This is a genomic window from Brevundimonas sp. (assembly GCF_036400995.1).
Taxonomy (GTDB): Bacteria; Pseudomonadota; Alphaproteobacteria; order Caulobacterales; family Caulobacteraceae; genus Brevundimonas.
Genome location: NZ_DASWWG010000017.1, coordinates 48,632 through 70,501, shown reverse-complemented (window position 1 = coordinate 70,501; position 21,870 = coordinate 48,632). Strand labels below are relative to the sequence as shown.

Below are 21,870 nucleotides of genomic sequence, written 5' to 3'. Positions count from 1 at the left end.
GACGAAGCAGATGTCCTGGCTGTCCGGCTTGGAGGCGATCTTCAGGCCCAGCTCGGCGGCCACGCCGCGCACCTGCGGCTTGGGCAGGTCGGCCAGCGGGAAGCGCAGGAAGTCCAGCTGCTCGCGGGTGGTGGCGAACAGGAAGTAGCTCTGGTCGCGGGCCGGGTCGAAGGCCTTGCGCAGCTGCACGCCCCCGTCGGTCGCGGCGCGACGCACGTCGTGGCCGGTGGCCATGGCCTCGGCCCCCAGGTCGCGGGCGACGTCCAGCAGGTCGCGGAACTTCACCGTCTGATTGCAGCGGATGCAGGGGACCGGCGTCTGGCCGCGCAGGTAGGAGTCGGCGAACTGGTCGATCACCGCGTCGCGGAAGCGGCTTTCGTAGTCCAGGACATAGTGCGGGATGCCGATGGTCTCGGCGGCCAGACGGGCGTCGTGGATGTCCTGACCGGCGCAGCAGGCGCCCTTCTTCTTCAGGGCCGCGCCGTGGTCATAGAGCTGAAGCGTCACGCCGACGACGTCATAGCCCGCCTTGTGCAGCAGGCCGGCGACGACGGTGGAGTCCACACCGCCCGACATGGCCGCGACCACGCGGCTGCCGACGGGCAGGCCGACCGCCCGGCGCGCGCTCTCGATCACCGCGTCCATGTCCTGCTGTGAGGCCATGGGGGCGATATCGGGAACGGGGCAGATGTCCTCGGCGAAAGTCATGGGCGCCATTTAGGGGGTGATGCGCGCGATTTCGAGGCGTCAGCGCAGATGAGCAGGCAAATCCATACGCTCGTGCAGGACGCGCAACACAGTGACCACGCCGTCCATGTGCTGAAAAGCGAGGAAATGCCGGGGTTCTCGTACCGGAGCGATGGGCGCGCGGACGCTTTTCAGCGCGTAGAGGAGGACGGGCTGTCTGCGCGTGTGGACGAGACGAACGCCGGGGCAAAGGGGATCGGTGCGGACGTCCTGGAGCGCCCGGATCAGCAGGGTGCGGTAGCGTTCTGCCGCGTCTTCACCAAAGACTGTATTGCTGCGCCTCAGGATGGCGTCGATGTCGCGGCGGGCGCGGGCGGTCAGCCGAAGCGTCGCCAAGGGTCAGTCGCGACCGATACCGTCGATCCACGATGGGATGTCGTCGATCTCCATCACGCGACCGGCGGCCACATCATCCAGACCTTCCTGAAGGGCCTCGTCGAAGGCGCGGCCCAGAGACTCCTGACGCTCCATGTCGCCCAAGGCCTTGATCAGCACTTCGGCCCGGTCGGTAAACGCACCGGATCGAACCTTCTCATCCACGAAGGCTTCCATGCGGTCATCGAGTTCGACGGAGACCATGGTCATGCCGGGAGATTAACACGGCGCCCCGAAACGACAACGGCCGCCCCGTTTCCGGAGCGGCCGCTGCAGGCGTTACGCGGGGAGATTTCTAGCCGCGATAGTGCTGGATACGCGTGGTCCGCAGACCCTGCATGCCCCATTTGTCGATCGCCTTCTGCCAGGCGATGAACTCCTCGGCCGTCAGACGATAACGGGCCAGGGCGTCCTCCAGGCTGATCAGACCCCCGCGGACAGCGGCGACCACCTCGGCCTTGCGACGGATCACCCAGCGATCCGTATTGGCCGGGGGCAGGTCACGCAGCGTCAGCGGCGTGCCGGTCGGTCCGACCACATATTGTTCGCCTCGACTGTTAAGGCGTCGCTCTTGCAACATGGGCTTATGCCTCATTCACCACCACCATTGAGCGTGCAAGGTAGCGCTGGGCCGCTAAGGGCCGTTTAAGCGTCGTGGTGAAGGAAAGGATAAAATCCCCTCCGTCCACGCCCCCAATATTCAACGAAGTCTTCATTGAGACTAACCGTCAGTTACCCCGGTATCAGCGTTTGATGTTGATCAGCTCGGCGAGCATCTCATCAGCGGTCGTGATGATCTTCGACGAGGCGGAGTAGGCCCGCTGGGTCGTGATCAGGCCGGTGAACTCGGCCGACAGGTCGACGGTCGAGGATTCCAGCTGCTGCGAGGCCAGCAGGCCCGCGCCGCCCGTGCCCGCGGCCTTCAGGTTGAAGGTGCCGGACTCCAGGCTGACCGAGTAGGCGTTGCCGCTGACTTCCCGCAGGCTGTCGGGGCTCGGGAAGGTCGCGATGGCGACCTGGGCGATCCGGCGCATGACGCCGTTGTCGAAGATGGCGGTGACGAAGCCGCCTTCATCGATGGTGATTTCGCTCAGGTTGCCGAAGGCCGTGCCGTTGGTGACGGTCGACTGCACCACCGAGGCGGTGTTCAGCTGGCTGAGGCCGCCCGCCGAGGTGTTCAGGTCCAGGGTCACCGTCTGGGCGGCGATGCCCAGGCCGTCGGCCCATTTGACCTTGCCGTTGTCCAGCGGATCGTTCGGATCGATCGTGTTGCTCGGGTCCGATTCCAGGAAGCTCAGCGACGCCTGGGTCGGGTCGTCGAACAGGCCCGTGCCGGCCGGCCAGCTCTGCATGGTCTCGATGTCGAGGCGGCCCGAGGGGGTGAAGGCGATCAGGCCGGTCTTGATCTGGCCGTTGGTGTAGGGGGCGCCGGTGACGACGTCCTCTGCCGGGACGGAGACGACTTCCGCATACCACTGGTTCGGCTCGGCGCTCTTCAGGAAGCGGATTTCCAGGTTGCGCTGGCCGCCCTTCGAATCCGAGACCGGGATGTTCATCTTGAAGTCGGGCTTCACGCCGACCGGGTTGTCGTCGTCGGCGTCGTACATCGCCATCGAGTTGACGGTCGGATCGTACTTGGTCCGGGCGATGCCGTCGTTGGCCATGCCGATGTCGGCGAAGTTGATGTCGAAGGCCGTGCCGGCGACCGGCGGGGTGCCGCTGGTCGGGGTGATGGTGATGGCGGTGCCGGTGGCCGTGGCCGAGCCGTTGGTTCCGGACGCGGGGGTGAAGCCGGTCAGGACGCCCGCGGCGTTGTAGGTCGCCGAACCGGTGATGCTGGTGATCCCGGTCTTGATGGTGACGTCATAGGTGTTCGGCCCGGTGCGCTTGTAGGCGACCGACATGTTGTGGCCGACCGGCGGGACCGCCGCGTCCTGCACGTTGTTGTAGGTGTTGGCGGCGGCGGCCGACGACACGTCCTGGGTCGAGCGCAGGTTGGCGTTGATCTGGACGCGGGTGGTCGGCTCGGCGGTGCCGCCGACCGAACCGATGTTGATCGAGCGCAGGCGCGACAGGTCCGACGGGTCGGTGGCGATTTCGCCGTTCGAGTCCACCGGCCAGCCCTGCAGGTACAGGCCGGCGCTGTTCTTCAGATAGCCCATGTTGTCGACGCGGAAGGCGCCGGCGCGGGTGAACAGGCGGGTGTCGGTGGCGCCGACGTTCTCGGCCTGGGTCGTGGTGACGAAGAAGCCCTGACCGTTGATCGACAGGTCGGTGGCCTCGGTCGTGCGCTGCAGCTGGCCTTCCTGGCTGATGAACGAACGGGCGTTGGCCATCACGCCACCGGCGGAATAGCTGCCGCCGGCGCGGGTCTGGCTGTTGACCAGAGTCTGGAACTCGGCGTTCGTCCGCTTGTAGCCGACGGTGTTGACGTTCGCGATGTTCTGGGAAATCGCGGCCAGGGCGGTGGAGTTGGCGGCCAGGCCGGCGACGCCGGCCAGCATTGCGCTGTTGAGGCTCATTGGAACGCTCCTTGAATGGAAATAGTCATCGGGGAGGCGGCGGAGCGCGTCATGCGGCCACCTCCTCGTCGGGGACGGGCGGATTCTCCGCATCGTCGTTGTCAGCCTGTTCGCGGATCTCGTTCAGCGAGATCACGGTCGAAAGCGGGAGGACGGAGTCGCCGATCACCAGATACGGCGCGCCGTCGTACATCTCGACGCCGGTGACGCGGCCACGGATCAGCGTCTGGCTGTCGATGGCGCCGCCGTTGGCGTTGGTGGCGGTGACCTTCAGCGTGTAGACGCCGCCGTCCTCGGCGGTGTCGCCGCCGGTCATCTTGCCGTCCCAGGTGAAGTCGTGCAGGCCGATGCCGGTGCCTTCGCCGGCGCCTTCCCAGACAACCTTGCCCGTGCCGTCCAGCACCTGCAGCTTCACGGCCGAGGCCGTGCCGCCGAGCTCGTAGGTCCAGGTCGCCTCGCCGTCTTCCAGCGAGGTGGCGGACCAGGCGGCCGTCACTTCCTTGCCGATGTAGTTGGAGGCGTTGTCCAGACCGCCCGCGGACTGGGCCGCCAGCAGGCTGGTCAGCAGGTCGTTGGTCAGCAGTTGCTGCTCGACGCCGGCCATCTGGGTCAGCTGGGCGGTGAACTCGTTGGAATCCAGCGGCGACAGCGGGTCCTGGTTGCGCAGCTGGGTGGTCAGCAGCGTCAGGAAGGTCTCGAAGTTCGAGGCCAGGCTCGCCGAGCCGGAGGTGATCCGGGTCGAGGCGTTGGAGGTGGTGACGGCATCAACCATCGATCAGACCTTCATATCCACGCCCGTGGGCGTGAGGGACAGCGCCTGCCAGCGGGGGGGCTGGGCGACGGCGTCGGCTTCGGTGTTCAGGCGGGCGGCGGCGGCGAAGGCGCGGGACTGGCCCTGACGGGTGTCCTGTCCGCGATCAAAGGCGCTGGAGCCGCTGTCGCGCTGGGTGAATTCAAAGGCGTCCTCGGACAGCTGGAAGCCCTGTTGCTCCAGCTGACGGCGCAGTTCGTCCACCCGACCCTTCAGGTCGGTCGCAGCGGCCGGGTTGTCGAAGGCCAGACGCGCGGCCAGCCGGCCTTCGGTGTCGATATCCAGCTTGATGTCGACGCGACCCAGTTCGTCGGGCGTCAGCGACATCTCGAACCGGGTGGTGCGGCCGTCGAGCTTCTTGAGGATCTGGGCGGCGATCTGGGCCGTGGCCTCGATCGCGGTCCGCGACAGGGTCGGGGACAGGGTTTCGCGGGCCGACTGGGCGGCCTGGGCCGACGGCGCGGCTTCCGGAGCAGCCGCTTCGACCGGCAGGTCGGCGGCGGCGTCGTCACCGGCGGCGACCTCGGGCGACACGGCGGCCTCGACGGCGGCCGGCGTCTTGGGCGTAGCGGACGGCGCGGCGGCGGTCTGGGCCACCGGCTCGGCGGAGGCCGTGGTTGTCGCGGTGGCGACCGGGGCGGCGGTGTCGACGGCGGCGTTGCTGTCCACCGGGCGCGAGGCCCGCTCGGCGAGGGCGCGCAGGTTCGGGGTCTCGACCGGACGCGGCGTCTCAACCGGCTTGCCGTCCGTGTTCGTGACCGCCGGAATGACGGCGTCAGCGGCGACAGGCTCCTGCGGCCGGGTCAGGGGCTCCGCGACGGCCACCTTGGCGGCGGCGTCGGCGACGACCTCGGCCGGGACGGGCGGCTGCGTCTGCGGACGGCTGTCGGCGACCGGCGCCGACTTCGTCGCGGCTTCAGGCGTGACCGGCGGCAGGGTCAGCGGAGCCGAAGTCGTGGCCTTGGTCGTGGCGTCCGGGGCCGGGGGCGGGGTCAGCGGCTCGACGACCGGCTCGGGCTGGACGGGCGCGACGACGTCACCGGTCGTCAGCGCGGTTTGCTGGATCTGCGGGTCGGTGACGGTGGGGCGTGAGGTCCGGACGGCGTCGGTCGGAGCCGGTTCGCGCGTCAGATCATCAGCCACGGGTTCGGCCGGACGAACCAGGGGCTCGGCAGGCGCGGCCTTGGCGGTCGTGTCCACCGGTGCGAGAGGCTGGACTTGCGCGTCGTCGACGGGCTCGGCCTTCACCTGCGGGCGAACCTGCGGGCCGGTTTCGATCGGAGCTTCGGCGCGCTTGCCGTCGGCGGGGGGCGCCACGGGCGCCTTGACGGCGACATCCGCGACCGGGGTCGGGAGGGCGGGCTGCACCAGCGGCGCGACGTCCACGACGGGCGTGGCCCCGGCTTCGACCGTCTCCGACTCTTCGGCGGGCGCCGGGGCCAGATCGCGCGGTGGGCTGGTCAGGACCGGGGCGGGCGCGACGACCGGGGCTTCCGGCGCCATGTCGGGGGTCGCTTCGGCCTCGACAGCGTCCGCTTCGACGGGGCGGGTGTTCAGGGCGACGGTGATCGGGGCGTGCACCGCCTCGCTCGCGAGCGTGGACAGGGCGGCGCCGGTGATCTGCAGCAGCGGCTGCACGGCGGCGGGCAGGTCCGGGACGGAGACCGCGACCTCGATCCCGGCCGCGTCGTCCGCGAGGCTCACATCGACGATGGGCGCGGCTGCGGTTCCGCCTTCTCCCTCGACCACGGGACCGGCGACGGCGTTCAGCAGGCCCTCGAACGCCGACGCGTCGACCGCCGTCGACCCTTGCGGGGTCGCCGGGGCGGCGGGTGCGATCATGGACAGCAGAGCTGAGGCGGTCGACATGGGGTCCGGGCGGAAATCGCCGAGTGGGGTAACGGGGGCGCCTGCTGCGCCGAACATTCGGAAGGCCCGGCGCAAGTCGCGGGCCACTCGTGAACTTCCATCTAAAGCAATGAATTCATTGACCTTTGCGTGGTAATGACACAGCGCCTGACGCGAGCTGTCCGGTCGAAACTTGCCGCGTGACGACCAATCTTGCCCGGCGCCTGTTGTCCGGCGGGGCAGGGAGCCTGTCTGGCCCGCCCCTTGCGCGTCTTGCCGGTCATGACCCAGACGCGAAACGCGATCTTGCGAAAAAACAATGAGTTGGCTTGCGGCCTTGAACGGGCTGCCGGGCAAAAAGCGCGTGGCGACTGGCAGACCTTGCCGGGCGCCGGTGTGATGGAGGTTCGCTGATGTCGGTCACCAGCATCCTGAACAACGCCAACTCGGGCCTGATCGCCTCCCAGACCCAGCTGCGGGTGGTCTCGGACAACGTCGCGAACGTCAACACGCCCGGCTATGTCCGCAAGATCGCCGACCAGGTCTCCCTGTCCAGCCAGGGCGTGGGCAGCGGCGTCGAGGTCACGCGCATCCGTCTGGCCACCGACCGCTTCCTGCAGGCCGCCAGCCTGAGCGCCGGGGCGGAAGCGGCGCGGCAGGGCGTGCGCTATGAGCTGTACGACCGCATCCAGTCGCTGTTCGGCGATCCGGGCGGCACCAGCGGCTTCTTCTCGCAGGTCGACAGCGTCTTCTCGGCCTTCGCCTCAAGCGCCGAGGACCCGACGTCCTCGCCCCGACGCCAGGACGCCCTGTTCAAGACCCAGGCCCTGTTCGACGAGGCGACGCGGATCGCCAAGCAGATCCAGGCGGTTCGCGAGGATGCGGACGGCCGTATCCAGAGCGCGGTCGAGAACGCCAACAACCTGATCCAGCAGATCGAGGCCCTGAACGTCGAGATTTCCCGCGCCAAGGTCGTCAATGCCGACGCGTCCGGCGCGGAGACGGCGCAGGCGGCGCTGATCGACCAGCTGGCGCAGGTCATGGACCTGAAGGTCACGGCGCGGACCATCGGCGGCGTGTCGATCCGGACCGGCAGCGGCGCCCTGCTGGCGGGCGAGGGGGCGGCGACGCTGTCCTATACGCGCGCGGGCACCGTGACCGGCGAGACCAACTTCAACGACGTCTGGATCACCGAGCCGGGCGGCACCAAACACTCCGTGATGGACAGCGTCACCTCCGGCGAGATCAAGGGGCTGGTCGAGCTGCGCGATGTCGAGGCGCCCGCGGCGGCCGCCCGTCTGGCTGAGCTGATCACCCATGTGGCCGACGAGCTGAACCGCGCCCACAACGCCAACACGGCCATGCCGCCGCCGAACCGGCTGGACGGCCGCAACGTCGGCCAGTCGCTGGAAAGCGCACTGGCGGGCTTCACCGGCCAGACCACCATCGCGGTGACCAACAGCGCCGGCGTGATCCAGCAGCGCGTCGACATCGTCTTCAGCGGCGCGACCATGACCGTGAACGGCGTCGCCGCCGATCCGACGACCTTCCTGGCCACCCTGAACGCCCAGCTGGGCGGCGCGGCCACCGCCCAGTTCACCGACGGCAAGCTGTCGATCGTGGCCTCCAACGCCGCCAACGGCATCGCCATCGCCGACGACGCCACGACGCCTTCGAACAAGGCCGGCCGCGGCTTCTCGCACTATTTCGGCCTGAACGACCTGATCTCGACGGACCGTCCGGCGCTGTACGATACGGGGCTGACCCTGACGTCGCCGCACGGCTTCACCGCCGGCGAGACCATGACCTTCCGCTTCGCCAACGAGGCCGGGGCCCGGATCCGGGATATCCAGGTGGCGGTTCCGGCGGGCGGCACGGTCGGGGACCTGCTCAACGCCCTGAACGACCCGGCGACCGGGGTCGGGGCCTACGGCAAGTTCACGCTGGGCGCCGACGGCGCGCTGACCTTCACCGGCCTCGGCAATCCGCCGCCGAAGATGAGCGTGCTGAACGACAACACCAGCCAGGTGCCGTCCGGGGTCACGGTGACCGAGATGTTCGGCATCGGCACGGGCGTGCGGGTGTCGCGCGCGGAAGGGTTCAGCCTGCGCACCGACATTCGTCAGAGCCCTTCCAAGCTGGCGCTGGGCCAGCTGAACCTGGCCGCGGCGGCCGGAACGCCCGCGCTCAGCGCCGGCGACGGCCGGGGCGCGCTCCTGCTGGCGGACGCGGGTGAGCGGTCGGCGAACTTCCAGGGCGCCGGCGACTCGATCGGCGGGCAGATTTCGGTCTCGCGCTACGCCTCCGAACTGGCGGGCGACATCGGCGGCAAGGCCTCGGCCGCCAAGAACCGCAAGGACAGCTCGGAGGCCCTCTATTCGGAGGCGAGCGCACGCCGGACCTCCCATGAGGGGGTCAATCTCGACGAGGAGCTGGTGCTGATGACCACCTATCAGCAGGCCTTCAACGCCTCCGCCCGCCTGATCCAGGCGGCCAAGGACATGTACGATACGCTTCTGGGGATGGTCTGATGAATCGCGTCGCGACCTTTGGAAACTACCAGTCGGCCCTGCTGTCGCTGATGGCGGCCCAGAGCCGGGGGCTTGAGGCGCAGGAACGGGTCTCGACCCAGAAGAACGCCACCGACCTGACCGGCTTCGGGCGGCAGTCCGAGACCCTGACGGCGCTGACCGGAGCCCAGAGCCGCCTGCAGGGCTTCCTCGACACCTCCGACGCGGTCACCGCCCGGCTGACCACCCAGGATCTGGCGCTGACCCAGATCAGCGACGGCGTCGATGCGGTGCGCGCGAGCATCGGCAACGCCCTGGCCTCGGATTCCGCCACGTCGCTGATGCTGGAGCTTGAGGGTCAGTTCCAGGCCGTCCGCGGCGGATTGAACATGCGCCATCAGGGCGGCTACCTGTTCGCGGGCGCCCAGGTGAACACGGCTCCGGTCGATGTCTCCAATCTGACGGAACTGGCCGCCGCGCCCAGCGTCGCCTCGATCTTCAACAATGACACCCTGAAGACCGCCAGCCGCGTCGCCGAGGGCACGACGCTGGAGACCGGCTTCCTCGCCAATGAGGTCGGTACGGATGTCATGACCATCCTGCGGGACATCCAGAACTACCACACCGGCCCCAACGGCCCGCTGAACGGAAAGCTGACCGAGACGCAGAAGGCCTGGCTCGGCACCCAGCTGAGCCTGCTGGAGACGGCGGGGCAGGGGGTGATCGACAAGACCGCCACCACCGGCTCGCTGGCCAATCAGGTGGAGAGCGTCGCCAAGGGGCACACCGCCCAGCTCGACTCGCTGTCGGAGCTGGTCGCAAAGCGCACCGACGCCGACATGGCCAAGGCGGTCACCGATCTGCAGCTGTCGCAGGTGGCGATCGAGGCCTCGGCCCAGGTGATCAACCAACTGAGACAGGTCTCGCTTCTCAACTTCCTGAGCTGAAGGCGAAATTTCCGAAACGGCTCCGCTGGACAGCCGTTCTCGCTGTGGAACATAGTGAGAACAAATGGCCCAGATCGATCTCCGCCGAAAGCTGTCCGTCCTCGCCGACGCCGCCAAATACGACGCCAGTTGCGCCTCGTCCGGCACGTCGAAGCGCGACTCCTCGGACGGCAAGGGGATCGGTTCGACCGAGGGCATGGGCATCTGCCACGCCTACACGCCGGACGGGCGGTGCGTGTCCCTGCTCAAGATCCTGCTGACCAATTTCTGCATCTATGACTGCGCCTACTGCATCAACCGGGCGAGCTCGAACGTGGAGCGGGCGCGGTTCAGCGTGCAGGAGGTCGTGGACCTGACGCTGAACTTCTATCGCCGGAACTATATCGAGGGCCTTTTCCTGTCGTCCGGCATCATCCGGTCCGGCGACTACACGATGGAGCAACTGGTCCTGGTGGCGAAGACGCTGCGCGAGGTGCACGGCTTCCGCGGCTACATTCACCTGAAGCTGATCCCCGAGGCGGACCCGAAGCTGGTGGAGGAGGCCGGGCTCTACGCCGACCGGCTGTCGGCCAATATCGAACTGCCGCGCGACGAGGCCCTGCAACGGCTGGCGCCCCAGAAGGACGTGGGCGTGATCAAGAAGGCCATGGGGCAGGTCCGGCTGGGCGTCGAGGCGGCGAAGCCGGAGAAGCGCGATCGCCTCAAGCCGCCGAAGTTCGCGCCCGCGGGCCAATCGACCCAGTTGATCGTGGGCGCTGACGGGGCGCCGGACACCGAGATCATCGACCGGTCGGCGTCGCTGTACGGCGGCTACGGCCTGCGGCGGGTCTATTATTCGGCGTTCAGTCCGATCCCCGACGCCTCATCCACCCTGCCGCTGCAGAAGCCGCCGCTGATGCGGGAGCATCGGCTGTATCAGGCTGACTGGCTGATGCGGTTCTACGGCTTCAGTCCGCCCGAGATCGGCGAGGCGACCGTGGGCGGAATGCTGGACCTGGCCATCGATCCGAAACTGGCCTGGGCGCTGAACCGGCGGGAGCAGTTCCCGGTCGATGTGAACGTCGCGCCGCGCGAGATGCTGCTGCGGGTGCCGGGTCTGGGCGTGAAGTCGGTGGATCGGATGATTTCGGTCCGCCGCTACCGGACCCTGCGGCTGGAGGACGTCGCGCGCCTGTGCCGGGGCATCGACAAGGTGCGGCCCTTCATCACGACGCTGGACTGGACGCCGGGCGGGCTGACCGACGCCGTCGACCTGCGCGCCCGGATCGCGCCCGACCCGGCGCCGAGGCAGATGAGCCTGTTCTGATGCGGGTCGCGGCGCTGGCGAGCGAGACGGACTTCGACGGCTGGCGGAAGGCGGCGCGGCGCTTTCGCGCGGCCGGGGTGCGACCGGGGGAGGCGGCTTTCCGGGTGGGCGAAAGGGCGCAGGCTGATCTCTTTGGTTCCGCACATCCTGAAGAGGGCCGGCCCGGTGAAGACCGGAAAGAGTTGGAATTTGTGGTGCCCAGGGCCTTCGTGGAGCTGGCGCAGGCGGTAATCCTGCACCGGTCCGAAGATCGGTTCGACCTCCTGTATCGCCTGCTGTGGCGGCTGGAGCGAGAGCCGGACCTGCTGAAGGTGGTCAGCGACCGGGACGTCGCCGACGCCTTCGAACGGGCGAAGAACGTCAGCCGGGCCAGCCACAAGATGAAGGCCTTTGTCCGCTTCCGTCTGGCCGAGGAAGACGGGCAGGAGCACTGGGTCAGCTGGTTCGAACCGGCGCACCGCGTGCTGGAGCGGACGGCGCCCTTCTTCGCCCGCCGGTTCGCCGCCATGCGCTGGTCGATCCTCACGCCGGATGGGCAGGCCCATTGGGACAACCGGCTGCTGACCTTCGGTCCCCCGGCGACGCGCGACATGGCGCCCGCCGAGGACGAGATCGAGGACTTCTGGAAGACCTACTACGCCTCGACCTTCAATCCGGCCCGCCTGAAGACGAAAACCATGCAGGGTGAGATGCCCAAGCGGTACTGGGCCAATCTGCCCGAGGCGGCGCTGATCCCGGAGCTGATCGCCTCGGCGACGAACCGGACCGAGACCATGGTGGCCGCGCCGGCGCCCGAGCCCAATCCGCGGCTGGCCAAGACCCTGTCGCGGATCAACCGCGATCACGCGTTCGAGGAAGGCTTCGTGCCGTCCAGCCTCGAGGAGCTGGGGCAGGCGGTTCAGGCCTGCCGCCGCTGCCCGCTGTGGCGCGACGCGACGCAGGGCGTGTGCGGGCAGGGGGCGCGGGCGGCGCGGCTGATGATTGTCGGCGAGCAGCCGGGCGATCAGGAGGATCTGGCGGGCAAGCCGTTCGTTGGCCCCGCCGGGCAGGTGCTGGACGCGGCGCTGGCCGAGGCGGGCATCGACCGGGACGACGCCTTCGTCACCAATGCCGTGCGCCACTTCAAGCACACGCCGCGCGGCAAGAAGCGGATCCACCAGACCCCCACGACCAGCGAGATCACCGCTTGCCGCTGGTGGCTGGACGCCGAGCGGGCGCTGGTGAAGCCGAAGGTGATCCTGACGCTGGGCGGGACGGCGGCGCAGGGCGTTCTGGGCCGCAAGCCCGAGGTGACGCGGATGCGGGGGCAGGTCGTCCCCCTGTCGGACGCCACCGCCCTGATCACCGTGCACCCCGCCTGGCTGCTGCGCATTCCCGACAAGGCGGTGGCCGCGCAGGAGCGGGAGCGCTTCATCGCCGACCTGAAAGCGGTCCAACGGCTGCTCTGACGCGTAAACGTCTGAAACCGTGGCTGAACGAATACGGCGCCGCTGCGTTGTGATATGGGCCTGAGCTTTGCCGTAGAGCGGCCATAGGCAACCGGGACGGGGCGTTTTAGGTAGGGGCATGGCCGCAGCGGACTTCCAGATCGACGAACGAGGCGAGGGTCTGACCCTGCGCCTGACGGGCGACTGGACCGCGACCGAGCTCGGCCGGGTGTCGCGGCGGCTGGATGAACAGCTGCACGGGCGCGACATCGCGGCGGTGGACCTTTCGGAACTCGGCCGGTTCGACACCGCGGGCGCCCTCGCCATCGTCCAGGCCGGTCATTGCACGCTTCCGGACAAGGCGTGGACGCAGCGCCCGGAGGCCGGACGCACCTACGCCATGGTCGAGAAGCTGGAGCGCGAGAGCGCCGGTCCGCCCAAGCGTTCGGCCAACTGGGTGCGCGGCTTCGCCAAGGTCGGGCGGGGCGTGCACGACATCGTGGCCGAGGCCACGCTGTCGATGGCCTTCCTCGGACGGCTGGTCACGGCGACCGGTTCGACCGTCAAGCACTGGGAGCAGATCCGCTGGCCGGCCTGGTTCAGCCAGGGCGAGCGCGCCGGGCTGGACGCGATCCCGATCGTGGCGGTGACCAACTTCTTCATCGGCGCGGTGATCGCCTTCCTGGGCGCCAATCTGCTCACCCAGTTCGGAGCCGGGGTGTTCACGGTGCAGCTGGTCGCGGTGGCGACGCTGCGCGAACTGGCGGTGCTGATCACGGCCATCCTGCTGGCGGGCCGCTCGGCCTCGTCCTTCGCCGCCGAGATCGGCTCGATGCGGATGAACCAGGAAGTCGACGCCATGCAGGTGATGGGGGTGAACCCCTTCCAGGCGCTGGTGATCCCGCGGCTGGCGGCCATGCTGGCCATGATGCCGATCCTGACCTTCATCGGCATCGTCTCGGGGCTGTTCGGCGGCCTGCTGGTGACGTGGAGCCAGCTCAGCTACGGGCCCAGCTTCTTCATCCAGCGGATCAGCGAGGACCCGATGATGGGCACCCACCTGATGGTCGGGATGATCAAGGCCCCGGTATTCGCCATCGTGATCGCGGCGATCGGCTGCCGGCAGGGCATGGCCGTGGCGGGCGATGTCGAAAGCCTGGGTCGCCGGGTGACGGCGGCCGTGGTTCAGGCCATCTTCGCCATCATCACCCTGGACGCGATCTTCGCCCTGATCTTCCTGGAGCTGAACCTGTGACGGCTCCGCACATCCCCTCCTTCCCGAAGGCGCCCGAGAACCTGATCGAGGTGCGCGGCCTGCTGAGCCAGTTTGGCGAACGGGTGATCCACCAGGACCTGAACCTCGACGTCGAGCGCGGGGAGGTGCTGGGCGTTGTCGGCGGCTCGGGCACCGGCAAGACGGTGCTGCTGAACACCATCATCGGCCTGAAGGAACCGGAAGGCGGGAGCGTCCGCATCCTCGGTCACGACCGCACGGAAATGACCAAGGCCCAGGAGGCCGACGTTGAGCGCCGAACCGGCATCCTGTTCCAGCAGGGGGCCCTGTTCTCGTCCCTGAGCGTGATCGACAACGTCGCCTCGCCGCTGGTTGAGCACACGAAGCTGTCGCGCGAGGTCATCCGCGAGTTGGCCGAGATGAAGATCGCCATGGTCGGGCTGAAGCCGGAGTCGCACCACCTGAAGCCCGCCGAGCTGTCGGGCGGCATGCGCAAGCGGGTCGGGCTGGCCCGGGCGCTGGCGCTGGACCCGGAGCTGCTGTTCCTGGATGAGCCGACGGCGGGGCTGGACCCCATCGGCGCGGCGGCCTTCGACGACCTGATCCGCCAGCTGTCCGATGACCTCGGCCTGACGGTCTTCATGATCACCCACGACCTCGACAGCCTTTACGCCATTACCGACAAGGTCGCGGTGCTGGCCGACAAGCATGTGGTGGCCAAGGCCCCCGTGCGTGAACTCGAACATTCGGATCACCCGTGGATCCGGGAATACTTCCTCGGGCCGCGCGGTCGCGCCGGCGCCAAGGCGGCTTGAGGAGAGCCGGAGAATGGAAAGAGACGCCCACTACGCCGCCGTCGGCATCGCCACCGTCGCCCTTCTGGCGGCGCTGGCCGTGTTCACGATCTGGCTGGCCCGCCTGCAGTTCAACAACGACTACGACGTCTACGACATCGTCTTCTACGGACCGGTGCGTGGGCTGTCAGAAGGCGGGGAGGTGCACTTCAACGGCATCCGCGTCGGCGAGGTCACGGACCTGAACCTGGACCCGCAGAAGGGCGACCAGGTCATTGCCCGCATCCGGGTGGACGCCACCACGCCGGTGCGCGTGACCAGCCGCGCCCAGCTGGAGCCGCAGGGCATCACCGGGCTGAACTACATCCAGATCACCGCGGGCAATCCGAACAGCGCCATCCTGAAGGAGCAGTATCCGGACAACGTCGTGCCGGTGATCCAGAGCCAGCCTTCGCCGATCGCGGAACTGCTGAGCGGCTCGGGTACGGTGCTGGCCCAGACGGTGGACGCCCTGAACCGGATCAACCGGGTGCTGTCGGACGACAACGTGCGCAGCTTCTCGACCAGCCTGAAGAACATCGAGTCCCTGACGACCGAGCTGGAAGCCCGCAAGGGGATGCTGGAGCAGCTGGAGCAGGCCCTGACGCGGGCCAACGCGGCTGTCGGCGAGTATGAGCAGCTGGCCATCAGCACCCGCCGGGTGGTGGAAGGCGACGGCGCCCGTGCGGTGGCCAACGTCAACGCCGCCGCCGAGGAGGCCCGCGAGGCCGTGGCCTCGATCAACCGGTCGGCGACCAACCTCGAGCGGCCGCTGGGCGACTTCGCCTCGACCGGCCTGCCGCAACTGCAGCAGTCGATCCAGCAACTGGACGAGGCGACCCGGTCGCTGCAGTCCCTGATCGACGACATCCGCGCCAGCCCGCGCGAGTTCATCTCACGTCCGCAGTCCCGGGAAATGGAGGTTCAGCCGTGATCCGTCTTCTGAAGGGCGTCGCCGCCGTCGCCGCTGTCGCCGTGCTGGGCGGTTGCTCCCTGCTGTCGACGCCGGACCCGGTGCAGCTGTACCGCTTCGGCAACCTGCCGTCGGGCGTCAGCGAGCGGGAGAGCCCGGCCTCGACCGTGCAGGTGGCCATGCGGCGGCCCGAGTTCGCCCAGGCTGTGCGCGAGGACCGCATCCTCGGCGTGACCGGCACGGAGGCGGCCTACATCAAGGGTGCGCGCTGGGTCAGCTCGGCGGACGTGCTGTTCAGCGACTCGCTGGAGAGCGCCTTCGCGGCCCAGGCGACGCGGGTGCGTCTGGTCGGGCCGCGCGAGCTGACGCGGGCGTCCCAGGCGCTGGACATCGATGTGCGGACCTTCGAGGCGCGCTACGCCTCCCCGGGCGCGGCGCCGGTGGTGACCATCATCGCCCGGGTCCGCCTGCTGAACGCCCAGGAGCGGTCGGTAATGGCGGAGCGGGTGTTCACCGTTGAACAGCCCGCCGGCGAGAACCGCGTGGGGGCCATCGTCAGCGCCTTCGACGCGGCGACGCGCGAGCTGAACAGCCAGATCGTCGCGTGGACCGACCAGAACGCCCGGGACATTCCCGCGTCGGGCGCGCGCTAGAGGCCGTTGCGGACCCCGGCCAGCCGGGTCTCGACATCGGCGCGGCGGTCGCGGGCGGCGGCGATCCCCTTCAGCGCGCGGTCGATGCGCGCCATCAGGTCGTCGCGCAGGCGCAGCAGCCGGTCCTGATCGGGGCGCACCTTCTTCGGGCGGCGGCCGGACAGGCCGAGCGCGTCCTTCCAGTCGTCGCGCCAGGCGGCGGCGCCCTCGGCGCAGGGCTTGAGCAGGTCGGCGAAGCGGCCGTCGGCGTTCTGGGCGTTGCGGATCAGGGGCAGGGCGGCGACGGCGGCGTTGCGGCAGGCGTCCAGCGCGGCCTTGCGCGCCTCCAGCGGATGCGGCTCCTCGCCCTCATGGCCGGTCAGGCGACGGGCGGCGGCGGCGAGGTGGGCGTCCAGATCGACGACGGCGTCGCGGGCCTCGGCCCAGACCGCGTCGAGCGCGCCCGAGCGGCGGCCGACCCCCTCGATCCAGCCGCCCAGATCGCGGGTGACCTCATCGATTGAGGCGGCGGCGCGGGCGTAGGCGGCGCGGAAGGCCTTGAGGCGGCGGCCCCGGCTGTCGAACAGTCCCGCCAGGCCCCGGCGCGGCTCGAGCGCCTCGGGGCGCAGGCCCTCCAGCACGGAGCGGGCGTGGGTCAACTGGGCGTGAGCCTCGGTGAGGTCGCCGGTTCGGGCGGCGGCGAGGGCGCGTTCGATCTTCTCGACGGCGGCGGCGCGGGCGGGCTCGGCGAAGGCGTGCGCCTGATCGCTCTGGTAGGCATCGTGGATCGCATCAACCTGAGAAGAGTCAGGCGCGGGCGCATTGCCCTGCCAGCGATAAGCTCCGTCCGCCATAAGCCTACTCCCACCCAACAGGCTCTCCCGGCCCGCTGGGTGGAAGGTTAACTACGACTTCAGGCTGTCGGCAACGGTGTAGGTCGCCTCAGTCTTCGAGGCCACCTCGTCGAGGGTGACGCCGTCGGCCAGTTCGATCAGCTCCAGACCGGCGCCGTCCGGCTGCACGTCGAAGACGCACAGGTCGGTGATGATGCGGCTGACCACGCCCGTGCCGGTCAGGGGCAGGGTGCAGGCCTTCAGGACCTTGGACTGGCCGTGCTTGTTGGCGTGATCCATGACCACGACCACGCGCTTGACGCCCGCGACCAGATCCATGGCGCCGCCCATGCCCTTCACCAGCTTGCCCGGGATCATCCAGTTGGCGATGTCGCCGTTCTCGGCCACTTCCATGGCGCCCAAGATGGACAGGTTGATGTGGCCGCCACGGATCATGGCGAAGCTGTCCGAGGAGCTGAAGTAGCTGCTCTCGGGGATGGCGGTGATGGTCTGCTTGCCCGCGTTGATCAGGTCGGGATCGACCTCGTCGTCATACGGGAAGGGGCCCATGCCCAGCATGCCGTTCTCGGACTGGAGCGTCACTTCCATCCCCTCGGGGATGTAGTTGGCGACCAGGGTCGGAATGCCGATGCCGAGGTTCACGTAGAAGCCGTCCTGCAGCTCTTTCGCGGCGCGTTCAGCCAGTTGTTCGCGGGTGCGGGGCATAGGGGATCCGGGGTGTGGGGGATGGGGTGTGGGGTGTGACGGGAAGTGGGGAGTGGAGTTCGGGTGGCGGGGTTCAGGTGTCTGTGGCGTCTTTTACGCGAAGAGATCGGATGAGGGCTCCGAGGCCTCGGCCCAGTTGATCGCACCGGTCGAGCACCGGTTCGGTCTGGGCGCGGCCGACGAGCTCGACTTCCGCCGCGATGATCAGGTGGGTCTCGAGTTCCTTCAGTGAGCCCTGCGCGATCATAAGATGCCTGACGTAGTCCTTCCGGGTGCCTCGTCCGTATCCTTCGGCGACATTGGCCGGAACGGAGACGGCGGAGCGTCTGATCTGGGAGGTCAGGCCGAACGGCTCATCCTTCGGAAATGATCGGGTGACGAGGTAGCACGCCTTCACCAAGGCGATGCCGTCACGCCAGACGGTCAGTTCCCGGTAGGATTTGAGCGGCGCTGTCACCTGTCACACCCCATACCCGACACCCCACGCCCCCGATCAGGCCGTCTCGCGCTGTCGAACCGTCCGCTGTTCGATGCGCTTCTCGGACACGGTCTGGACGATGCGGTCGACGTAGATGCCCGGGGTGTGGATGTGGTCGGGGTTGATCGAGCCGGTGGGGACGATCTCCTCGACCTCGACGACGGTGACCTTGCCGGCCGTGGCCATCATCGGGTTGAAGTTGCGGGCCGTCTTGCGGAAGACGAGGTTGCCGCGCTCGTCGGCCTTCCACGCCTTGACGATGGCCAGGTCGGCGACGAGGCCGGTCTCCATGACGTAGTCGCGGCCGCCGAAGTTGCGCACTTCCTTGCCCTCGGCGACCAGGGTGCCGACGCCGGTGGCGGTGAAGAAGGCGGGGATGCCCGCGCCGCCCGCGCGGATGCGCTCGGCCAGGGTGCCCTGCGGGTTGAACTCCAGCTGGAGCTCGCCGGCGAGGTACTGGCGCTCGAATTCCTTGTTCTCGCCGACGTAGGACGAGATCATCTTGGCGATCTGTTTCGTCTCGAGCAGCTGGCCCAGGCCGAAGCCGTCGACGCCGGCGTTGTTGGAGATGACGGTGATCCCCTTCACGCCCGAGTCGCGCAGGCCCGCGATCAGCTTCTCGGGAATGCCGCACAGGCCGAAACCGCCGGACATGACGGTCATGCCGTCGAACGTCAGGCCTTCCAGCGCGGACGCCACGTCGGGAAAGATCTTCCGCATCGCTTCCTCATGTTTTCATCGCCTGATGAATATCGGCGACCTTGGCTCGTCCCTAACGCGAGGGAACGGGCGGGGCAAGTGTGGCGGATCGGCCTTTCGGATGATCGGCGGAGGGCGGCCTGAAAACCGGGGCGGATGAAACGGTGGAGACGATGCAAATAAACCGTCTATGCCGTCTATGTCCTCCAGGTCGTCTATCGGGCAGATCGGGCGGAAATCCAGCCGTGGCGGGGGTTTGAGGAAAATCGGGGCTTGAAGAGGGCGGATTATTATCCGGGTGATCGTCTATTAGTTGAGGTGAAGCGGCAGGGCGTACTCTAGCAGGCCGATGCGGCAGGATTGGTCGTGTCGCTGTTGTCGCTATCGTCATCCCGGGGGCGCGAAGCGAACCCCGGGACCCAGCGGCGCGCGAGAGCGCGAAGCTGTCGGGAGCGCCACTGCTTCAGTATCGACCTTCAGTGTTTCGCCGCCGTCGCGGCGCCGCTGGGTCCCGACTTTCGTCGGGATGACGATAGCCGGGTAGGAATGGGCGGCGCCTGCATCCAAACACCGCCGGTCGGCGTATGCAGGACATGAGCCTCGTGAACATCGCCATTCGCCATCTTCAGGACGCGCCGTTTCCGGATTTCGTGACGCGGCCCGCCATCGACAGTCTGGTCAGCGAGGCGCGCAAGCGTCTGGACCGGGAAGGGCCGCATGATCAGGGCGCCTTCGCCCGCCAGATGGCCGAGCGGGCCATCGCCGAGCACGCCGACGCGGCCAATGACCAGCACTACGAGCTGCCGCCCGAGTTCTTCCGCATCTGTCTGGGGCCGCGGCTGAAATACTCCTGCTGCCTGTATCCGAACCCGACGACCACGCTGGAGCAGGCGGAGGAGGTGGCGCTGGCCGCGACCTGCCTGCACGCCGATCTGCAGAACGGCCAGTCGGTGCTGGAGCTGGGCTGCGGCTGGGGTTCGCTGAGCCTGTGGATGGCGGAGCGCTATCCCGACAGCCGGATCACCGCCGTGTCGAACAGCCATGGACAGCGCGGGCATATCGAGGCCGAGGCGCGGGCGCGCGGGCTGAAGAACCTGACCGTCGTCACCTGCGACATGAACGATTTCCAGACGGAGGCGGTGTTCGACCGGATCGTCTCGGTCGAGATGTTCGAGCACATGGCCAACTGGCGGGCGCTGCTGACGCGGGCGCGGGGCTGGCTGAAGGCGGACGGGCGGATGTTCGTGCACATCTTCACCCACCGCGACGCGCCCTACCGGTTCGACCACACCGACAGCGGCGACTTCATCGCGCAGCATTTCTTCACCGGCGGGGTGATGCCCAGCCGGGGACTGATGCGGGAGTTTCCCGACCTGTTCGAGGTCGAGCAGGAATGGACCTGGAACGGCGTGAACTACCAGCGCACCGCCGACGACTGGCTGAGGAACATGGACGCCGAACCCGAGCGGGTGATGGCCCTGATGCGCGAGACCTACGGCGCGGACGCCGAGCTTTGGCGGCGGCGCTGGCGGCGGTTCTACATGGCCACGGCGGGTCTGTTCGGAAACGACGGCGGCAAGACCTGGGCCGTCAGCCACTATCGCCTGAAGCCGGCCTGAGGAGGGGACGATGCTGAAGTATGTGTTCGCCTATCTGGGCGCCGGGGTGACCTTCGCCGCGATCGACGCGGTGTGGCTGACGACGATGACGGACCGGCTGTACAAGCCGGTGCTGGGGCCGATCCTGGCCGATAAGCCGAACATGGTCGCTGCGGTAGCTTTCTATCTGATCTCCATCGCCGGGACGGTGTTCCTGGCGGTCGCGCCGGCGCTGTCGTCGGGCGGCTGGATGCGGGCGACGGTCAGCGGGGCGGTCCTGGGGTTCGTCGCCTATGCGACCTATGACCTGACCAACCAGGCGACGCTGAACGCCTGGTCCACCAAGCTGACGCTGATCGACCTGGCCTGGGGCACGGCTCTGACCGCCACCTGCGCGACGGCGGGCTACTTCGCCGCGCGCTGGGCGGAAGGGAAGTGGGGCTGATTTCCGCGACACGGGTTAACCTTTTTCTTCCCGTCACGCGGGCGTTTGGTGGCGGCGGACGACGGATGGGTTAAGAAGGGTCCGTATCGGTTTCCGGGGGCGGGCGAGTTGAAGGTCGGCATCAACACACTGACGGCGACGTTCGTGGTCGGCGTGGTCGCGGGTCTGGCGCTGACGCCGGACGGTCGCGCGTGGATGCGCCATCCGACCCTGCTGCTGGGCGGGCAGGCGTCCGCTTCCGCGCCGCCGTCCGTCGAGACCGAGGCTCCGCCCGTGGCCCCGCCCGCTGGTCCCGCGCCGGTCGTGGCCCATGTGACCCCGCTGAACGCCCGTCTGGCCAAGGGCGAGCTGCGCATCGGGGTGTTTGGGGATTCGATGGCCGACGGCCTGTACACTGGCCTGTATCGGGACCTGCAGGGCCAGCCGAACGTCAGCGTGACCAAGTTCTCGCAGGTCTCCACGGGCCTGAGCCGCTACGACTACGTCGACATCCAGGCCCGGACCCGCAGCCAGCTGGACGCCCAGCCGGTGGACGTGGCGGTGATCCTGTTCGGCACCAACGACGCCCAGGGCATCGAACTGGACGGGCAGGTGCACGCCTTCGGCACCGACGGCTGGAAGGCCGCCTATGCGAAGCGGGTGGACGATCTGGTCGCCCTGCTGCGCAGCCGCGACGTGGCCGTCTACTGGGTCGGCCTGCCGCGCATGAAGCGCGAGAGCTTTGACGGGCGGATGGCCCTGATCAACGGCGTGGTGTCCGAGCGGATGCGGGCGCTGGGCGTGCCCTATATCGAGACGACGGCCCTGACCTCGAACGCCGAGGGCGGGTACGAGGCCTATCTGCCGAACGACGCGGGCCGCCGCACCCTGATGCGGGCCAACGACGGCATCCACATGTCGATGGCCGGGTATCTGCGGATGAGCGCGCCGGTGGCCGAGCGGCTGAAGCGCGACGCGGGTCTGACCGCGGACCCCGCGGCCTGATC

General features: G+C 68.5%; 21 protein-coding genes and 1 pseudogene. 11 read left to right on the top strand and 11 right to left on the bottom strand.

What is annotated here, in order from left to right; genetic code table 11:
- The 7 genes and pseudogenes from VGE03_RS02455 to VGE03_RS02425 all read right to left on the bottom strand — a co-directional run.
- Positions 1–708: pseudogene (locus tag VGE03_RS02455) on the bottom strand (tRNA 2-thiouridine(34) synthase MnmA); the annotation flags it as partial.
- 39 nt (positions 709–747) lie between these two features.
- Positions 748–1,083 (bottom strand): type II toxin-antitoxin system RelE/ParE family toxin, encoded by a 336-nt coding sequence (locus VGE03_RS02450; protein ID WP_331044881.1) that lies wholly within the window; start codon positions 1,081–1,083, stop codon positions 748–750.
- A gap of 3 nt (positions 1,084–1,086) precedes the next feature.
- The gene (locus tag VGE03_RS02445) at positions 1,087–1,332 is read right to left on the bottom strand and encodes a ribbon-helix-helix domain-containing protein (RefSeq protein ID WP_331044880.1); all 246 of its coding nucleotides are present in this window, start codon (positions 1,330–1,332) and stop codon (positions 1,087–1,089) included.
- Positions 1,333–1,417: 85 nt separating this feature from the next.
- Positions 1,418–1,702, bottom strand: coding sequence for a DUF1153 domain-containing protein (locus VGE03_RS02440; RefSeq protein ID WP_331044879.1), 285 nt, complete (start codon positions 1,700–1,702; stop codon positions 1,418–1,420).
- 163 nt (positions 1,703–1,865) lie between these two features.
- Positions 1,866–3,644, bottom strand: a complete 1,779-nt coding sequence (flgE, locus tag VGE03_RS02435; protein WP_331044878.1) for a flagellar hook protein FlgE — start codon at positions 3,642–3,644, stop codon at positions 1,866–1,868.
- A gap of 49 nt (positions 3,645–3,693) precedes the next feature.
- Complete coding sequence (locus tag VGE03_RS02430; protein WP_331044877.1) at positions 3,694–4,416, bottom strand: flagellar hook assembly protein FlgD; 723 nt, start codon at positions 4,414–4,416, stop codon at positions 3,694–3,696.
- 3 nt (positions 4,417–4,419) lie between these two features.
- On the bottom strand, positions 4,420–6,297 hold the full coding sequence (locus VGE03_RS02425) for a flagellar hook-length control protein FliK (RefSeq protein ID WP_331044876.1): 1,878 nt from the start codon (positions 6,295–6,297) through the stop codon (positions 4,420–4,422).
- A gap of 419 nt (positions 6,298–6,716) precedes the next feature.
- On the opposite strand from VGE03_RS02425, the gene flgK reads away from it, so the two are divergent.
- The 8 genes from flgK to VGE03_RS02385 all read left to right on the top strand — a co-directional run bounded on the left by flgK (position 6,717) and on the right by VGE03_RS02385 (position 16,126).
- Positions 6,717–8,834: a flagellar hook-associated protein FlgK gene (gene flgK / locus VGE03_RS02420; RefSeq protein ID WP_331044875.1), complete on the top strand. Its 2,118-nt coding sequence runs from the start codon at positions 6,717–6,719 to the stop codon at positions 8,832–8,834.
- A complete protein-coding gene (locus VGE03_RS02415; RefSeq protein ID WP_331044874.1) occupies positions 8,834–9,760 on the top strand; it encodes a flagellin in 927 nt (308 codons plus the stop codon). Before flgK ends, VGE03_RS02415 begins: the two co-directional genes overlap by 1 nt.
- 64 nt (positions 9,761–9,824) lie before the next feature.
- Positions 9,825–11,066, top strand: a complete 1,242-nt coding sequence (locus VGE03_RS02410) for a putative DNA modification/repair radical SAM protein (RefSeq protein ID WP_331044873.1) — start codon at positions 9,825–9,827, stop codon at positions 11,064–11,066.
- On the top strand, positions 11,066–12,514 hold the full coding sequence (locus VGE03_RS02405) for a UdgX family uracil-DNA binding protein (RefSeq protein WP_331044872.1): 1,449 nt from the start codon (positions 11,066–11,068) through the stop codon (positions 12,512–12,514). Before VGE03_RS02410 ends, VGE03_RS02405 begins: the two co-directional genes overlap by 1 nt.
- 118 nt (positions 12,515–12,632) lie before the next feature.
- The gene (locus VGE03_RS02400) at positions 12,633–13,748 is read left to right on the top strand and encodes an MlaE family lipid ABC transporter permease subunit (protein WP_331044871.1); all 1,116 of its coding nucleotides are present in this window, start codon (positions 12,633–12,635) and stop codon (positions 13,746–13,748) included.
- Positions 13,745–14,542, top strand: coding sequence for an ABC transporter ATP-binding protein (locus VGE03_RS02395; RefSeq protein ID WP_331044870.1), 798 nt, complete (start codon positions 13,745–13,747; stop codon positions 14,540–14,542). Before VGE03_RS02400 ends, VGE03_RS02395 begins: the two co-directional genes overlap by 4 nt.
- Before the next feature lie 13 nt (positions 14,543–14,555).
- Entirely contained in the window at positions 14,556–15,494 is a 939-nt protein-coding gene (locus VGE03_RS02390) for an MlaD family protein (protein WP_331044869.1), read from the top strand.
- Positions 15,491–16,126, top strand: coding sequence for an ABC-type transport auxiliary lipoprotein family protein (locus VGE03_RS02385; protein WP_331044868.1), 636 nt, complete (start codon positions 15,491–15,493; stop codon positions 16,124–16,126). The genes VGE03_RS02390 and VGE03_RS02385 overlap by 4 nt, the downstream gene beginning before the upstream one ends.
- Here VGE03_RS02385 and VGE03_RS02380 read toward each other — a convergent pair.
- The 4 genes from VGE03_RS02380 to VGE03_RS02365 form a co-directional block, all read right to left on the bottom strand.
- Positions 16,123–16,959 (bottom strand): toxic anion resistance protein, encoded by an 837-nt coding sequence (locus VGE03_RS02380; RefSeq protein WP_331044867.1) that lies wholly within the window; start codon positions 16,957–16,959, stop codon positions 16,123–16,125. The two genes, VGE03_RS02385 and VGE03_RS02380, sit on opposite strands and share 4 nt — an antisense overlap.
- 51 nt (positions 16,960–17,010) lie before the next feature.
- Positions 17,011–17,664, bottom strand: coding sequence for a 3-oxoacid CoA-transferase subunit B (locus VGE03_RS02375; protein WP_331044866.1), 654 nt, complete (start codon positions 17,662–17,664; stop codon positions 17,011–17,013).
- A 73-nt stretch (positions 17,665–17,737) separates the two neighbouring features.
- Positions 17,738–18,121: a four helix bundle protein gene (locus VGE03_RS02370; protein ID WP_331044865.1), complete on the bottom strand. Its 384-nt coding sequence runs from the start codon at positions 18,119–18,121 to the stop codon at positions 17,738–17,740.
- Between the two features lie 36 nt (positions 18,122–18,157).
- A complete protein-coding gene (locus VGE03_RS02365) occupies positions 18,158–18,862 on the bottom strand; it encodes a CoA transferase subunit A (protein WP_331044864.1) in 705 nt (234 codons plus the stop codon).
- Between the two features lie 572 nt (positions 18,863–19,434).
- On the opposite strand from VGE03_RS02365, the gene VGE03_RS02360 reads away from it, so the two are divergent.
- From VGE03_RS02360 to VGE03_RS02350, 3 genes are all read left to right on the top strand, one after another.
- Positions 19,435–20,460, top strand: a complete 1,026-nt coding sequence (locus VGE03_RS02360) for a cyclopropane-fatty-acyl-phospholipid synthase family protein (protein WP_331044863.1) — start codon at positions 19,435–19,437, stop codon at positions 20,458–20,460.
- Between the two features lie 10 nt (positions 20,461–20,470).
- The gene (locus VGE03_RS02355; protein WP_331044862.1) at positions 20,471–20,884 is read left to right on the top strand and encodes a DUF2177 family protein; all 414 of its coding nucleotides are present in this window, start codon (positions 20,471–20,473) and stop codon (positions 20,882–20,884) included.
- Positions 20,885–20,992: 108 nt separating this feature from the next.
- Positions 20,993–21,868 (top strand): DUF459 domain-containing protein, encoded by an 876-nt coding sequence (locus VGE03_RS02350; protein WP_331044861.1) that lies wholly within the window; start codon positions 20,993–20,995, stop codon positions 21,866–21,868.
- Positions 21,869–21,870 lie beyond the last annotated feature (2 nt).

Excerpts from the sequence above, each read along its gene's own strand:
- VGE03_RS02445 (WP_331044880.1), bottom strand. The coding sequence starts at position 1,332 with ATGACCATGGTCTCCGTCGAACTCGATGACCGCATGGAAGCCTTCGTG.
- VGE03_RS02440 (WP_331044879.1), bottom strand. The coding sequence starts at position 1,702 with ATGTTGCAAGAGCGACGCCTTAACAGTCGAGGCGAACAATATGTGGTC.
- flgE (WP_331044878.1), bottom strand. The coding sequence starts at position 3,644 with ATGAGCCTCAACAGCGCAATGCTGGCCGGCGTCGCCGGCCTGGCCGCC.
- VGE03_RS02430 (WP_331044877.1), bottom strand. The coding sequence starts at position 4,416 with ATGGTTGATGCCGTCACCACCTCCAACGCCTCGACCCGGATCACCTCC.
- VGE03_RS02425 (WP_331044876.1), bottom strand. The coding sequence starts at position 6,297 with ATGATCGCACCCGCCGCCCCGGCGACCCCGCAAGGGTCGACGGCGGTC.
- flgK (WP_331044875.1), top strand. The coding sequence starts at position 6,717 with ATGTCGGTCACCAGCATCCTGAACAACGCCAACTCGGGCCTGATCGCC.
- VGE03_RS02415 (WP_331044874.1), top strand. The coding sequence starts at position 8,834 with ATGAATCGCGTCGCGACCTTTGGAAACTACCAGTCGGCCCTGCTGTCG.
- VGE03_RS02410 (WP_331044873.1), top strand. The coding sequence starts at position 9,825 with ATGGCCCAGATCGATCTCCGCCGAAAGCTGTCCGTCCTCGCCGACGCC.
- VGE03_RS02405 (WP_331044872.1), top strand. The coding sequence starts at position 11,066 with ATGCGGGTCGCGGCGCTGGCGAGCGAGACGGACTTCGACGGCTGGCGG.
- VGE03_RS02400 (WP_331044871.1), top strand. The coding sequence starts at position 12,633 with ATGGCCGCAGCGGACTTCCAGATCGACGAACGAGGCGAGGGTCTGACC.
- VGE03_RS02390 (WP_331044869.1), top strand. The coding sequence starts at position 14,556 with ATGGAAAGAGACGCCCACTACGCCGCCGTCGGCATCGCCACCGTCGCC.
- VGE03_RS02380 (WP_331044867.1), bottom strand. The coding sequence starts at position 16,959 with ATGGCGGACGGAGCTTATCGCTGGCAGGGCAATGCGCCCGCGCCTGAC.
- VGE03_RS02375 (WP_331044866.1), bottom strand. The coding sequence starts at position 17,664 with ATGCCCCGCACCCGCGAACAACTGGCTGAACGCGCCGCGAAAGAGCTG.
- VGE03_RS02365 (WP_331044864.1), bottom strand. The coding sequence starts at position 18,862 with ATGCGGAAGATCTTTCCCGACGTGGCGTCCGCGCTGGAAGGCCTGACG.
- VGE03_RS02360 (WP_331044863.1), top strand. The coding sequence starts at position 19,435 with ATGAGCCTCGTGAACATCGCCATTCGCCATCTTCAGGACGCGCCGTTT.
- VGE03_RS02355 (WP_331044862.1), top strand. The coding sequence starts at position 20,471 with ATGCTGAAGTATGTGTTCGCCTATCTGGGCGCCGGGGTGACCTTCGCC.